The following is a 13339-nucleotide window of genomic DNA, read 5'->3' as shown; positions in this document are numbered from 1 at the left end:
AATATTAAATCAATTTAAGTAAATATAACCGGTGTGCAAGCACGAGCAATGAGTACACACCACAAAAGCTTACTTAATCAAGTAATAATACAATGAGCAGAATTCCAACGGATTTTGAAATTATGGAGGAATTATATGAGCGTTATTACGACTCATTTCGGAAATATGCAAAAGAAGAGCCGGACAGGATTGCGAGAAGCCGGGTGCCTATAAACGTTCAAGAAATTGCCAGTGCCTGTGGAGTTGAAGAAGATATGATTTTTGGACGCATATTTTATCATTTCAATAAAAAATACAGCTACAAAGATGAAAAAGGCAGGGTCACTACTTTTTTTGTAACGGATAAGTTTGAAGGATTGAGTGTAAATTTTCCATTGGTTGCTTCTGTTTTAGCTGACCTTAAACACGAAAAAAAACAGAATGATACTTTATTTATTATCTCATCGTGTGCCTTGGCATGTTCAATATTCGCACTTATTGTGGCCATTTTGTTTTAATGGAAATTATTTTGATCTAAAAATTGAGCCGTAATGAAGATTAATATTTTGATAGTCGAAGATAATGCTGCTATGAGAGTCATACTTAGAAGTACAGTTTTATCTCCGGAAACTGATTTTGAAGTAGGTGAAATTTTTGAAGCTGAAAATGGTAAAGAGGGAATAAAAGTCCTTGAAAACGAAAAAGTAGATATCATGTTGGTAGACATCTATATGCCGGTAATGGATGGAATGGAAATGCTGGACTATACTTATGATCATCCCGATTTTAAAAATATACCCGCAATAGTAGTATCAACAGATAATAATGAAGATCGAGTGGATGCTATTATGCGAAAAGGGATGGGCTTTGTTCATAAGCCATTGACTCATCTTTTACTTAATAAACAGATAAGAAAATTAATAAATGATAACTGACAAAGGGAACTCAGTGATTAAGGGGCAATAAAAATAATTTAAGTTATCTAATTATTATCCGATAACAGCTATAACTGACTTTTTCAAGAATATTCAGGAAAGGTTTGAAATTCAATAGCTACATGGAGAACGCAGACATTCTTATTAAAGGGCAGCCAGGATTTTATAATAGCAAAGGCCTGACATGATTAAAATTGTAGATGAGATTATAAACAAGGAAGGGCCTTTGCGTGCTGATAAGAGTAGGCGGAGCCAGAAGTACAGCTTTTTTATACTCGCGGTTGGCTTCTTGGTTACCTTAGCAGTGTTTCTAGCAGCCTATAACTCACTTTATAATGTTATTGGGCATAGACATCATTTTGAAAAAGAAAGATTATCGGGGAGATATGTAGCAGTAAGTTCGAAAACTGATAATAATAGCTTTGAATTCTATTCCACTAAAGATGAAAAAATCTATCAGCGTATAAAAAATAGTTTTGGTGCAACGGATGAGAGCAGCAAAATACGCTTGAAATCAAATAGCCTAAACAAAATTCAAGAGTTGGGTTCTTTATGGCATGATATATATATCTCATGCAATTCGACGGAAGAAGTTATTGGTACTCATTCTGAGATTAACAGTGATCTGTATTTGGATAAGAGTAGTTACTATAAAATTCTCCAAAATTATAACATAGAAGGGAGTTGATATCATGGAAAACTTATTTCCCAGAGAAAAGCCTGAAAACATTCGGGGTTTGAAGAAATTGAAAGAAAATATGGTTAAAAGAGAATCCCGGCTACGGAAACTTGGGAATTCTAAACCAACTGCAGCAAAAAATTCAAAATCACTTAATAATCCAGCAGAATGGAATGACTTTCATGAAACATCAATACCAATAAACGTAACAAATTCATTATTTGAAGGTGCGTGGCAATGCAAACGTGATGATGAGACAGAATGTTTAAACAGCAAAAAGTTATCTAAGTTATTGGAACTTAGCCCTGCTATGGTAATAATTACAGATCGTTGGGGGGAATTTGAGTACGCAAACCCAACTTTTTTGACTACAGTTGGTTACACCCTTAGCGAGGTAGAAGGACGCGGGCCGGGTTTTTTAAGTTCGGATATTGCTTCAAGTGATAAATTTTATGAACTACAGGAAGCTATTGCAAAAGGTAATCCCTGGAAAGGTGAGCTGATCAAAAGAAAAAAAAATGGGGAGATGTTTATATTTTCAGCTACGCTCTCACCCATAGAAAATAGCACAGGTTTTATATCCAATTATATTATAGTTGGTCAGGATGTGACTCCTTTTAGGGAAACTCAGGACAAGCTTAAAAAAGCTTTAGAAGAAAAAAATGTATTGTTATCGGAATTACATCATAGAGTTAAAAACAATCTTGCAGTGGTTTCCGGTATGATGCAATTACAAGCCTTTAATGAAACAGATGAGGAGGTTCAGGATAAACTTTTTTCAAGTGCCGGTCGCATTAAGGCCATGTCATCGATGCATGAACTTTTATATGAGTCAGAAAGTCTAAATAGAATACGTTTTGATAAAGTAGTTGAAAAAGTTGTGCACTATGTTTCAGGTGTGTATAAAAAGAAAATCAACATTTCTTTAAAATGGAATTTAGAGTTTATCGAATTGAATATAAACCAAGCTCATCCATGTACCCTTATTATGTTTGAAGTAGTATCAAATGCGTACAAACATGCGTTTGAAAATTATGAAAGTGGAGAGATTGATATAAAAGTGTATTCTAGAGGTGAAAATATTTGTTTTTCAGTGAAAGATAATGGGATAGGAATGGCCAAGGAATACCATGAGTTGGGAAAACAGAATAGTACAACAGGTTATCAGTTACTCAGTTCATTATTAAAACAAATAGAGGGTGACTTTAAATATGAGTCTGATAAGACCGGGACAAGTTTCTTTGTTACGTTCAAAAAAGAAGATAAAAAAGGTATTTCGAATGCTAATCTTCCGCATTAATTAAATGGGAATTTAAGTGTGAATTTAACACAGTTATCTTCTTCATTAAATAAAATGATACTGCCAATTTGAAAGGCATACATTAGAGCGGATGTTAATCCAATACCAAGATTAGTTGCCCGTGTTGTTACAAACGGATTAAAAATATGTGTGTTTATAGATTTAGTATTTGAAGACACCTCATTTATAACGCTGATGCTGCCATTGTTAATTGACGAATATGATATTTGGACCTGGTTATCGGTGGAATGCACTAAAGCATTTTGAAAAAGGTGGGCCATGATCTTTGTCAATACTTCACCATTGGTTTCTAAAGGCCCTGCATGTTTAATACTCTCATCTATCTTGAATCTTTTTCTATCCTTATCATTAAAGCTCAAGAGAACCTTATGAATTAAGGCGTTTATCGAAATTGATGAAAAATCGGAATCATCGTACTCAGGAGATATATTATACAGCATTTCCAATTCATCCATTATATCGTAAATATTGTTCATCCCTTTATGAATGGAATCAAATCTGTGCTGGAAACTTTCCACTTTAACTTCGTCTTCCAGCATCTGAATATATCCATTTACCCCGGTTAAAGGAGAACGGAGCCTGTGCAGCATTACTGAGATAAGGTTTTTCCAGTTAAAAATAACCTCTTTATTAGGTATTCCTTCAATATCAAGTAGTTCTAAAATCTGAAAAGAGGCTTTTGGAAGGTCAAACTTTTGTTTTTTAGTCTTATACCAAATTCCATTTAGCTGTGTGATCTGATGACCGGGTGAATCTTCATAGAAACGTAGCTTATCATTAACCAAGACTCTGGAATTATTTGTTAGATTCAGCTCATTGGAAGCAACGTCATTTGAAAATAGAATGTACTCAGAGGAGGAATCAAGCAAAAATACAGGGTTAGGAAGGCCTTTTATGTAATTTTTTAAAGCTGTCATAGACTGATATTATGCAATTCCATTAAATATAAGATAATAATAAATAACGGCACTTTATATTTAACCGGAGAACTTTAGGTTAGAACTTTTCTCTATTATCAACAGAATACTCTTCTTCTTAAATCAAAAGTATAGATATCCCTTAGAGAGGAAAAATTTACCGCCAAACGGATATTTATACACTTGCTTCCTGATAGATGTTCCCAGTTTATTTAATCTGAGAGCAAATAAATTGCAAAAATTGCCGATGGCATAGCAATTGCATTTAGCCCGTCACACACACTGAAATTGAATCTTAGATTAGAATGAAATTAATTGACAGTAACCACAGTCAGATGTTAGGGAAGGCAATGGATGCATATGCTCTACGTCAGAAAATGACTGCTTCCAATATTGCTAACGCAGACACCCCTGGTTATAAGCGTCATGAAGTGCAGTTTGAGCAGGAATTACAAAAAGCTCAAAAAGAACAAGGCGTGGACGGGATGAAGAACGTAAACGCTTCCATTCTTGAGACCAGCAATAATGTGCTGCTTGAAGATGAAATGATTGAAATGGCTGATACTCAAATTAGAGTACAAGTAGTAACTCGGTCTCTTCGCCATCATTTCAGCATGCTTAAAAATGGTATAACCGGTGTTAACCGATAATCAATAATTATAAGATTATGCTTCCAGATAGGATTTCATCAACTTTTCAGACAGCATCACAAGGTTTGGCCGTACAGCGTGAGCGACTTGCTGTCGCTTCTCGAAATATCGCTAATGCACAGACCACGGCACCGCAAGGTTCCAATAACGTTTATCGGCCACAATCGGTTAGAACTCAAGGACCAGTCCAACAAAATTTTACTCAGGTATTAGGAGAAACACTTGGTGTGGTTAAAAAAACTAATTCTCGGCATATAGAGCCATACCAAGGTCCACTTAATAATTTTAACGGCCAGAAGATGCAAGGGTTGGGTCCTCAGTTCAATGTTGAAGAAAAGGAAAGCTTCAGGTTTGAATTTGATCCGGACCATCCGGATGCCGATGAGAACGGAATGGTTCGATATCCTGATATTGATCTTATAAGGGAAATGGCGACAATGGTTAGTGCCAACAGGTTGTATGAAGCCAATCTGAGCAGCATTGAAGCTGAAAAAGAAATTATTAAACGATCTATGGAAATTTAAAATGAACAGTATTCAATCTCTGCAAAACCAGCAAATCACTCAGCTTTTAAAACCAAGCGCTCTGCGAAAAGCAGCTGAAGCTCCGGAACTTCCGAAATTAACCAAAGACGAATCTTCACTTATCGAAGAAAAGTTTACAGGACGGTCTGCCTTGGAAATTTATTCTATGGATGGGAACCTGAGTCAACAGCAGGTTATGCGTGGAACGAACATCGATACGAGAATTTAAATGAAGGTTTAAATAATAAGCTACTATGACAGATCCGATACAATTACAAGGAATACAGCTTCCCAAAAGCACTGAGCTAAGCCCTCGGCATTTTGAAATTGAATCCCCAGATAACGGTGATTCCTTTGCAGATATGCTTACAAAGGCAGTTAATGGTGTAGATGAATCTATGAAAACAGCCGAGCAAAACATGCAGGATTATGTTGCGGGTAAAACGGATAACGTTCACGATGTGATGATTTCAATGCAGCGGTCTCAGCTCAGTTTTCAGCTGATGGTTGAGGTTAGAAATAAGGGCATTGAAGCATATCAAGAACTAAGCAGAATGCAAATATAAGGCGGTCTGATTAATGAATAAATATACAGAAGCATTTCAAAATTTTTTTGGGCCTTTAAGTAACGCACAACGCGTCATGTTTGTGGGATTGATGGTTATTATCATTGCCGTTGTCGGCTCAATATTTTATTGGTCTCAAAAAACAGACTATTCTTTATTGTTTGGAGGGTTACAACCAGAAGCCGCCCAGGAGATAGTCGCAGAACTTAACAACCAGGGTATAAGCTATGAGTTAAGAGAAGGTGGCACCCTTTATGTGCCGGACGATAAAGTTTATGAGTTGCGAATGCAGCTTGCCACTTTAGGCGGTAGTGCAGCAACTGATGTAAAGGGATACGAACTGTTTGATTCCAACTCGCTTGGGATGACTGATTTTATGCAACAGGTGAATAAAAAGAGAGCTCTTGAGGGAGAGCTTGCTCGATCGATCAATAGTTTGCAGCAGGTTGAATTTTCAAGAATTCATTTGGTATTGCCGGAAAGATCTCCCTTTGAACAAGCTTCTGTAGAGGCATCTGCCTCGGTGATCTTAAACCTGCAAAAAGGAAACAAATTAAAAGAAGAACAAATTGATGGAATCACAGCACTTATAGCTGGAAGTGTGGAATCACTGGAAGCTGCCAATGTTACGGTATTAGATCAAGCCGGAAACAGATTAACAGATGAAATTGATTACGAAGGTGAATTTGGTTTCGGATCATCCCAAATGCAGCTCCGTCAAAAAACGGAAGCATACCTTACCGACCGTGGCCAAACAATGTTAGATCGGGTTCTTGGAGCAGGTAACAGTATTCTAAGAGTTTCTGTACAGCATAATTTCGACCGACTTCTGAGAGAATCTGATCTTATAGAGCCTGATAGCCGTACAATAATATCAGAAGAAAGGCGAGAGCAGACCGATGCGAATGAAGCATCTGAACCACAGCCTATTGATGCCAGGTTGCCTCCTGAACAACGTGGAAACCCGGTGGTTGTATCAAGCAATGAGGCGACTTCAAGTTCGGAAACAAGAAATTATGAAGTAAATCGGACCCGTGAAGTTTTCGAAAAAACTCAGGGTGAACTTGTAAATGTGACGGCATCCGTATTGCTTAACTATAAAAAAGAAATGGGAGAAGGGCCTGAAGGAGAACAAATAGCGACTTACGAGCCTTACCCAGAAGAGGCAGTAGAGGAATTTCGGGAAGTAGTGATGCTAGCCTTGGGAATGAAAGAAGAACGCGGAGATCAACTTAGCATAAAACAGATAGAATTTTTTGATAAGGAGTTAATAGGCGTCGATGAATACTATAATAATCAACCCATGTTTAACAATAATATTTTAAGATGGTCACTGATAGGACTCACTTTTATTGCTGTAATACTTCTACTGAACAACATTCGCAAGAAAATGGGAGATGGTGACTTGAATGTGATGAGTGAGTTTAAAGCGGATGATCAGTTAGAAAGGGCTGTACAGAAAGATGTCTTGGAAGGAAATAAAGAAGAGGGGGCACTGCGAGAAGGTGAGAATGCACAGACTGCATTATCTGATCAGCAAAAACAAAAACAATTACCTCAAAAGAATTACAGTAAAGAAGAAATCGTGAATTTTGTAGAGTTAAAACCTGCCGAGGCTGCTCAGGTAGTTCGTGCTATGTTAACCTCAGACTAATAATATCGTAAAATGGCTGTAGCAACTAAGAAAAAGAAAAAAATTGAAAGCATCGAAGACCTGAGTGGAGTTCAAAAGGCAGCGGTACTTGTTATGAGTGTTGGAATGCAATCGGCTTCTGCCATGATGAAAACCATGAGTGATACTGAGCTTGAAAAAATCACCATGGAAATAGCAAAACTACAGGATGTCCCGTCCGCAATTGTTGACGAAATACTCAGTGAATTTTATCAGCTGATGGAAGTTAAACAACACATGGTTAAAGGCGGTCTTGATTATGCTAAAGAACTTCTATCTCATTTAGGAGATGGAGAGGAAGCTGAAAATATCATGAAAAAACTTAAAGCCCAGTCAGGCAGCAGCGTTTTTGATGAGTTTCAGGAAACTAAGATCTCACAGATTGCTAATTTCATCTCAAATGAGCATCCGCAGGTTGCAGCTTTAATATTTTCTCAGCTTGATATCGAAAAATCAGCTGAGATATTAGGCCTTCTTGACCAAGATATGCAAACAGAGATCATATTTCGACTTGCATCCATGGACAAAATATCTGCAGAAGTGATCGAAGAAATTGAAGAGGTTATTAAAGAACACATGGGCGGAATGGATACAATTGGCGATCGTGTCAAAAGCGGTACCAACATTGTAGCACAAATCCTTAACGGAGCCGAAATCACTGTTGAACGACATGTGCTTGATCAGATTAAGAAAAAGGATGAACAAATGGCCAGCGATATTAAAGAACAAATGTTCTTATTCGAAGATATTCTGCATTTCGATGATCGCACCGTTCAGCTTATTATCAACGAGATGGAGAAAACTGATCTGGTTATGGGACTCAAGGGAGTGGCAACAGAGCTTTCCGACAAATTCCTCAGTAACATGTCGAACCGTGCTGCAGATATGCTGCGTGAAGATATGGATGCTTTGGGACCTGTACCTCTTAAGGATGTGAAAGAAGCACAGCAGCATATTATTAAGAAGATCAAAGAGTTGGAAGAAGACGGGCAGATTACTACGCGTAAAATGGATGAAGAGGAGATCGTAGAATAATATGAAAAGTCAAAATGTTCTAAATACCAATCAAGTAAAATGGTATGAAAATGGGGTCACTCGATTAAATTACCAGATGATCTTTAATGAGCCCGCTGAGTCGGATGGCGAACTTAATAACCTTGATCATGAGGAACTTGAATATCGTCTTAATAAAAGGGATGAGTTTTGGAAACAGAAACTTAAAAAGGAAAAAGAAACAGCCTTCACAGAAGGTTTTGAAAAGGGTAAAATAGAAGGTCTTGAAATTGCTCGTAACGAAATCGATGGTAAACTCGATGTTATTCAGGCAGCTATTAAAAAAGGGCATGAAGAATGGAAACGAAGAACGGAAATGATAGAGCCGGGTGTACTGGACCTGGCTTTTGATATATCGGAAGCTATTTTAGGTATCCCGGTCAGGGATCAGAAAGTAAGGTCAAATATGACCGAAAAGTTGACGCCTATATTTCAAAAGCTGGATCAGAGTTCAAAGCCTATTATAAGAGTTTCAGAGTACGATTTTGAACATGTGAAGGAACTCAAAGAGGAATATGCATCTAAGCTAACCATGTTCCTAGAAACGGATGAAAAATGTAATCCTGGTGAATTTGAACTTGATACTAATGATGAGACCATCGTGCATAAATTCCAGGAAATGCTTATGGAATTTAAGAAAAACCTAAGCCTGCCCACATGGAATTAGCGGAAACTTACGCATTAAAAGAATATGTGCAGGAAATAAAAGTAAAGCTTGCAACTGAAGTAGAATCCATCAAACACTATGGAAAAGTATCGTCTGTAGTTGGGACGATTGTTGAATGTTCCGGTTTACAGGGTAGCGTTGGTGAGTTGTTTGGGATTCACACTACCACAAATACGATCGTACAAGCAGAAGTGGTCGGATTAAAAGACGGCCAAACCCTGTTAATGCCCTTTGATCGTGTGATGGGGATGAGAGCCGGGTGTCTGGTTGAAAAACTAGGACAATCTTTGAATGTAGCTGTTGGGTCCAAATTACTGGGCCGTGTCGTTGATACTAATGGTGAGCCAATCGATGGTAAGGGGCATCTGCAAACCACACATCAGCAGCCTGTACATAATAGCCCTCCTTCACCTTTAGACAGAAAGCCCATAAATGAAATTATGTATACAGGTATACGATCTTTAGATGCCTTGAATACAGTGGGTATTGGGCAAAGGGTCGGCCTTTTTGCAGGGTCAGGTGTAGGTAAAAGTGTATTGTTGGGAATGATCGCCAAACATTCGTCTGCAGATGTAAATGTTATTGGACTTATAGGTGAGCGAGGACGTGAAGTTCAGGAGTTTGTTCATGACACATTAGGAGAGGAAGGGCTGGCTCGTTCAGTTGTAGTTACGGCAACCTCAGATACTGCTGCTATGAGCCGGGTAAAAGGAGCATTCACTGCAACAGCTATTGCGGAATTTTTCCGCGACCAAGGAAAAAATGTCCTCTTGATGATGGATTCGGTGACCCGGGTTGCCATGGCACAAAGAGAAATTGGATTGGCATCAGGTGAGCCTCCCACTACAAAGGGATATACTCCGAGTGTGTTTACTATACTCCCAAAACTTCTTGAGCGACCTGGTAAAACAGAAAAAGGAAGCATTACCGGTTTGTACACTGTTTTGGTTGATAATGACGATATGAATGAGCCTATTGCTGATGCTGTTCGATCTATTTTAGACGGCCATATTGTACTTTCACGCCGTTTAGCCCATAAAAATCACTATCCGGCGATCGATGTACTCGAAAGTATTTCGCGGGTAATGCCTAAAATTGTAAACGATGAGCAACGAGCCATAGCTATGAAAGCAAGAGAAATTTTGGCCACTTACAGAGAGGCTGAAGATCTCATCAATATTGGAGCATATGTGAAAGGTTCAAATCCAAAAATTGATGAAGCTATAAAAAAGTATTCGGCTTTGGAATCATTTTTGATACAAGACATAAACGAAAGTGATTTCAGTGACAACCTTTGGGCCACACTGAAGAAGATCATCAATTAACAATGAAACTTTTATGAAGTTTAAATTTTCTCTTGATCCGGTATTAAAAGTGAGAAATCACAAAAAGAAAGCTCAGAAGCAAAAGCTTGCTGAAGAAATGGCGAATAAGCGCGAGATCCTGGAATTACGCAAACAAATTCAAATTAAGTTGAAAGGTTTTTTAGAGAATACTGAGCAAACTGAAATTCAAAATGTACATATGGTTCGGCAACGGGGGTCACACATTCAGCAAGTACACCAGAAAATGAAAAAACTAAGTAAGGAGCTGTGCGAAGCAGAGAAGAATGTTTCTAAAGCCAGACACGATCTTGCAGAAGCTCATAAAAACCTACACATCATTGAGAAAGTGAAAGAATTTGAGAAAAGCATTTTTAATGACAACGTGGCGAAGCAGGAACAGAAGTTCATGGATGAAATAGCCACTCAATCATTCAGCAGGTAATATCAATGAGCAAATCAGCCATACTTAAGATTGCTGGCATAGTACTTATTCCATTCATACTGATGTTAGTGGGCGCTTTCTTCCTGTACCCACAACTTAATGAAGAAAAATTCAACGAGATCGTGACCAATTTTGAAGAGCAACAGGAAGAGCAATTTAAAAATGACCTTCAAAAAGAAAGAAATACTAATGCGGTCAACCAAAAGGTCATAAGTAAAGAATCTTTGAGCGACTCTATGGAAGTTTATGTGACGACAGAGGTTGATTCTGTAAATATTGAAGAACTTCCAGATTCTATTCAAAACATAACCTCTAAAACAGAATCTGAGATTCACCGCTTTGAGCAAAGTGAGATCAGATTGCATGGTATTATTGATTCTTTATATGCAGTTATAGAGGAACTTGAGGCTCAAATAGAGTTGCTTAGCAATCCGGTGGAAGAAAAAACAGAACTTGACCCAAAAGAGTTTTCAGAGCGTGTAAAAAGCTTATTGAATCTGGAAGAAGATGAATTAAGGCCAATCCTTGAAAAGATGACTAAAGATCAAATTGTACGCCTATACGACGGTGGTGGTACGATCCAAAGGCAGAAGATATTACGCTCCCTGGGTGCTGATGAAGCAGCGGAATTAATGACGGAGATAATGCGATGATAAAAGAAGTATTTAACTCGATAGCGGCCTCTTCAAGTTCCGGTAAATCAACGTCTTTAGAGCAAGAGAATGGTGGTAAGGAAAAAAAATACGAAACGGGTTTCTTTGGTAAAATGCTCATGGCTCTTCAAAATGAAGCAGAAAGAAATACCCAATCCGGCGAAACAGAATCAGGTAATACTGAAAAAGAAAATGGACAGCAAACATCTCTTCTGATGAGTGAAAGCAAGAGCGGTGAGGAAACCGCTAAGTTGATCTCAAATGAGAAAAACCGGAAAAGCGAAATAAAGATTGAAGATCAAAAGGTTGTTAAAGGATTAGAGGAAACGGACATAGAGTCAACGGAACAAGAGGAGAAGCAGGAGGAAATCTTAGTTAGTGAGCCTTCAGATGAGTCTGATATGGAAGACCGGAAAACTTCAGTAGACGGTGAAAAAATCAAAAATGAAATGCCCCCTGAAGAAGGATCCGGTTTATCTCTGACTCCAAAGTCTAAAGCTTTTGATTCAGATAATAAATATATATCAAAATCGGACATTAGCTTGGAAGAGAAAACAGAAAGGTCAGAAGCAGTTAATGAAAATGTAGAGTTTGTGGATGGCAATGACGCATCAATTACAAAAGGTATAGAACATTCACATGATCAACTACCAACGAATGAAGGAGAAAAGGTAGAAATTAATGATAATAAAAGAGTTAATGGAAGTTCGGATAACTTTTTACCTACTGAAGAATCTTCTGAACAAAGTCCAAATGGAGTTTTAAAAGAAAGCAGCATTCATGATCACTTTGATCGCAGGTTCGAAAATGAAAGTGAAAAAACTCTTCATACGAAGCCGGATCAAGTTGTAAATAATCAAATTTCATCTGCTTTTAGCACAGAAACCCCAAACGTTAAAGCGGAAGGTGAGCTTGTAGCCAGTATCAATAATATTGACAAAGAAACTCAGCATGAGCTACAAACCGAGGCTCGAAGAAAGTTTTTTGAACTCGATAGTTCGGTAATAACAAAGCAAGTGGGCTTAGAGAACACGATATCGGATAATAACACGAAAATACGATCACCGCATAATTTCACAGCTCGTAGAGATTCACAGATCGAAATAGTAAATGGGGATCATTCTATAAAAGATGACCTGAAAGAAAAACCACAATTGCAGGTTGAGCTTGTCAATTCTCAAAAAAATAATGAAGAAAGAACAAAACGATACGACCTGTTCAACCTAAATTCGGGTGGTAAAAGAATATCAGAAGACCGGTTAACGCCACTCAACAGTGGGACAGGGACAGGTTCAAATCAAAATGGCAAGAGCTTCATTACTCAACCAAACTGGATTCAATTTCAGGCCAATAACCAGCAAGAAACAGAGATTAAAGACTTTCAGGGTGGTTTTATCAACGAACATATTCTAGAATCAACTGAAGGCATTGAAAACGAAACGAGTGAACAGGTCAAACTGAACATGAATAAGTTGGCAGACATGCCGATCAACAATATTACGTTAAAGAGGAGTGTGTTGCCAGGCTTAACAGGAGCGCTTCAAAGGGCAACCTCCTCCGGTAAAGAAATTCCTAAAAGTTGGCAAAAGCACAGTTTTGTTCTCGATGATGGAAATAAGATCGAACTCTCAACACGTAATATTGATGGAGTGATACAGGTTAAAATTGCTTCCAGTAGTATTGAGTTGAACAAATTGATGCAGGAGTATGGCCAAGAGATTAAAGATCATTTGGAGCAGGAGTGTGAACTTGAGATAGATCTTCATTTTAACGAAGGTGGGAATGAAACCGCTTCAGAATTTTCAGATAATTCCCCGTCTTCAGGAAATAGAGAAGGGATTAACACTTCATTAGTAAATGGCTCAAATAAGATATTAAACAAAAAAGCGGAAGAACATCTTCAGCAAGCAGTCCGCAAGTTTGGTTATAACCAAATGGAATGGACGATCTAACTAA

The 13339-nt window shown here is 38.0% G+C and carries 16 protein-coding genes; 15 read left to right on the top strand and 1 reads right to left on the bottom strand.

What is annotated here, in order from left to right; translation table 11 throughout:
- The first annotated feature begins 92 nt into the window (after nucleotides 1-92).
- The 4 genes from ACKGJO_RS06170 (at nucleotide 93) to ACKGJO_RS06155 (ending at nucleotide 2893) form a co-directional block, all read left to right on the top strand.
- Nucleotides 93-497 (top strand): hypothetical protein, encoded by a 405-nt coding sequence (locus tag ACKGJO_RS06170; protein ID WP_411322538.1) that lies wholly within the window; start codon nucleotides 93-95, stop codon nucleotides 495-497.
- Nucleotides 498-530: 33 nt separating this feature from the next.
- The gene (locus tag ACKGJO_RS06165; protein ID WP_411322537.1) at nucleotides 531-914 is read left to right on the top strand and encodes a response regulator; all 384 of its coding nucleotides are present in this window, start codon (nucleotides 531-533) and stop codon (nucleotides 912-914) included.
- A gap of 184 nt (nucleotides 915-1098) precedes the next feature.
- A complete protein-coding gene (locus ACKGJO_RS06160) occupies nucleotides 1099-1602 on the top strand; it encodes a hypothetical protein (RefSeq protein ID WP_411322536.1) in 504 nt (167 codons plus the stop codon).
- 4 nt (nucleotides 1603-1606) lie between these two features.
- Entirely contained in the window at nucleotides 1607-2893 is a 1287-nt protein-coding gene (locus tag ACKGJO_RS06155; protein ID WP_411322535.1) for a sensor histidine kinase, read from the top strand.
- Here ACKGJO_RS06155 and ACKGJO_RS06150 read toward each other — a convergent pair.
- Nucleotides 2890-3831, bottom strand: a complete 942-nt coding sequence (locus tag ACKGJO_RS06150) for a sensor histidine kinase (protein ID WP_411322534.1) — start codon at nucleotides 3829-3831, stop codon at nucleotides 2890-2892. The genes ACKGJO_RS06155 and ACKGJO_RS06150 overlap by 4 nt on opposite strands.
- A 305-nt stretch (nucleotides 3832-4136) precedes the next feature.
- Between ACKGJO_RS06150 and flgB the strand changes: the two genes are divergently transcribed.
- Genes flgB through ACKGJO_RS06095 form a run of 11 tightly spaced genes read left to right on the top strand, consistent with a single transcriptional unit; the run spans nucleotide 4137 to nucleotide 13335 of the window.
- A complete protein-coding gene (gene flgB / locus ACKGJO_RS06145; RefSeq protein WP_411322533.1) occupies nucleotides 4137-4481 on the top strand; it encodes a flagellar basal body rod protein FlgB in 345 nt (114 codons plus the stop codon).
- A gap of 17 nt (nucleotides 4482-4498) precedes the next feature.
- Nucleotides 4499-5005, top strand: a complete 507-nt coding sequence (locus tag ACKGJO_RS06140) for a flagellar basal body rod protein FlgC (RefSeq protein WP_411322532.1) — start codon at nucleotides 4499-4501, stop codon at nucleotides 5003-5005.
- Nucleotide 5006: 1 nt separating this feature from the next.
- Nucleotides 5007-5234, top strand: coding sequence for a hypothetical protein (locus ACKGJO_RS06135; protein ID WP_411322531.1), 228 nt, complete (start codon nucleotides 5007-5009; stop codon nucleotides 5232-5234).
- A 25-nt stretch (nucleotides 5235-5259) separates the two neighbouring features.
- Nucleotides 5260-5571, top strand: a complete 312-nt coding sequence (fliE, locus tag ACKGJO_RS06130) for a flagellar hook-basal body complex protein FliE (RefSeq protein ID WP_411322530.1) — start codon at nucleotides 5260-5262, stop codon at nucleotides 5569-5571.
- Between the two features lie 13 nt (nucleotides 5572-5584).
- Nucleotides 5585-7225, top strand: coding sequence for a flagellar basal-body MS-ring/collar protein FliF (fliF, locus tag ACKGJO_RS06125; RefSeq protein ID WP_411322529.1), 1641 nt, complete (start codon nucleotides 5585-5587; stop codon nucleotides 7223-7225).
- Between the two features lie 12 nt (nucleotides 7226-7237).
- On the top strand, nucleotides 7238-8278 hold the full coding sequence (gene fliG, locus ACKGJO_RS06120) for a flagellar motor switch protein FliG (protein ID WP_411322528.1): 1041 nt from the start codon (nucleotides 7238-7240) through the stop codon (nucleotides 8276-8278).
- A gap of 1 nt (nucleotide 8279) precedes the next feature.
- Complete coding sequence (locus ACKGJO_RS06115) at nucleotides 8280-8963, top strand: FliH/SctL family protein (RefSeq protein ID WP_411322527.1); 684 nt, start codon at nucleotides 8280-8282, stop codon at nucleotides 8961-8963.
- Nucleotides 8954-10288 carry a FliI/YscN family ATPase gene (locus ACKGJO_RS06110; protein ID WP_411322526.1) on the top strand — a complete coding sequence of 445 codons (1335 nt, stop codon included), beginning with the start codon at nucleotides 8954-8956 and terminating at the stop codon, nucleotides 10286-10288. The genes ACKGJO_RS06115 and ACKGJO_RS06110 overlap by 10 nt, the downstream gene beginning before the upstream one ends.
- Nucleotides 10289-10301: 13 nt before the next feature.
- Nucleotides 10302-10730: a flagellar export protein FliJ gene (fliJ, locus tag ACKGJO_RS06105; RefSeq protein WP_411322525.1), complete on the top strand. Its 429-nt coding sequence runs from the start codon at nucleotides 10302-10304 to the stop codon at nucleotides 10728-10730.
- A gap of 5 nt (nucleotides 10731-10735) precedes the next feature.
- Nucleotides 10736-11383: a hypothetical protein gene (locus ACKGJO_RS06100; RefSeq protein ID WP_411322524.1), complete on the top strand. Its 648-nt coding sequence runs from the start codon at nucleotides 10736-10738 to the stop codon at nucleotides 11381-11383.
- A complete protein-coding gene (locus ACKGJO_RS06095; RefSeq protein WP_411322523.1) occupies nucleotides 11380-13335 on the top strand; it encodes a hypothetical protein in 1956 nt (651 codons plus the stop codon). The genes ACKGJO_RS06100 and ACKGJO_RS06095 overlap by 4 nt, the downstream gene beginning before the upstream one ends.
- The last annotated feature ends 4 nt before the right edge of the window (nucleotides 13336-13339 follow it).

Source organism: Gracilimonas qinghaiensis (assembly GCF_046602855.1).
Taxonomy (GTDB): Bacteria; Bacteroidota; Rhodothermia; order Balneolales; family Balneolaceae; genus Gracilimonas.
Note: the sequence above shows the minus strand (reverse complement) of the source record. Positions and strands in the feature narration are given on the sequence as shown.

Bases quoted from the DNA above. Each gene is read 5' to 3' on its own strand.
- ACKGJO_RS06170 (WP_411322538.1), top strand. From the start codon at position 93: ATGAGCAGAATTCCAACGGATTTTGAAATTATGGAGGAATTATATGAG.
- ACKGJO_RS06165 (WP_411322537.1), top strand. From the start codon at position 531: ATGAAGATTAATATTTTGATAGTCGAAGATAATGCTGCTATGAGAGTC.
- ACKGJO_RS06160 (WP_411322536.1), top strand. From the start codon at position 1,099: ATGATTAAAATTGTAGATGAGATTATAAACAAGGAAGGGCCTTTGCGT.
- ACKGJO_RS06155 (WP_411322535.1), top strand. From the start codon at position 1,607: ATGGAAAACTTATTTCCCAGAGAAAAGCCTGAAAACATTCGGGGTTTG.
- ACKGJO_RS06150 (WP_411322534.1), bottom strand. From the start codon at position 3,831: ATGACAGCTTTAAAAAATTACATAAAAGGCCTTCCTAACCCTGTATTT.
- flgB (WP_411322533.1), top strand. From the start codon at position 4,137: ATGAAATTAATTGACAGTAACCACAGTCAGATGTTAGGGAAGGCAATG.
- ACKGJO_RS06140 (WP_411322532.1), top strand. From the start codon at position 4,499: ATGCTTCCAGATAGGATTTCATCAACTTTTCAGACAGCATCACAAGGT.
- ACKGJO_RS06135 (WP_411322531.1), top strand. From the start codon at position 5,007: ATGAACAGTATTCAATCTCTGCAAAACCAGCAAATCACTCAGCTTTTA.
- fliE (WP_411322530.1), top strand. From the start codon at position 5,260: ATGACAGATCCGATACAATTACAAGGAATACAGCTTCCCAAAAGCACT.
- fliF (WP_411322529.1), top strand. From the start codon at position 5,585: ATGAATAAATATACAGAAGCATTTCAAAATTTTTTTGGGCCTTTAAGT.
- fliG (WP_411322528.1), top strand. From the start codon at position 7,238: ATGGCTGTAGCAACTAAGAAAAAGAAAAAAATTGAAAGCATCGAAGAC.
- ACKGJO_RS06115 (WP_411322527.1), top strand. From the start codon at position 8,280: ATGAAAAGTCAAAATGTTCTAAATACCAATCAAGTAAAATGGTATGAA.
- ACKGJO_RS06110 (WP_411322526.1), top strand. From the start codon at position 8,954: ATGGAATTAGCGGAAACTTACGCATTAAAAGAATATGTGCAGGAAATA.
- fliJ (WP_411322525.1), top strand. From the start codon at position 10,302: ATGAAGTTTAAATTTTCTCTTGATCCGGTATTAAAAGTGAGAAATCAC.
- ACKGJO_RS06100 (WP_411322524.1), top strand. From the start codon at position 10,736: ATGAGCAAATCAGCCATACTTAAGATTGCTGGCATAGTACTTATTCCA.
- ACKGJO_RS06095 (WP_411322523.1), top strand. From the start codon at position 11,380: ATGATAAAAGAAGTATTTAACTCGATAGCGGCCTCTTCAAGTTCCGGT.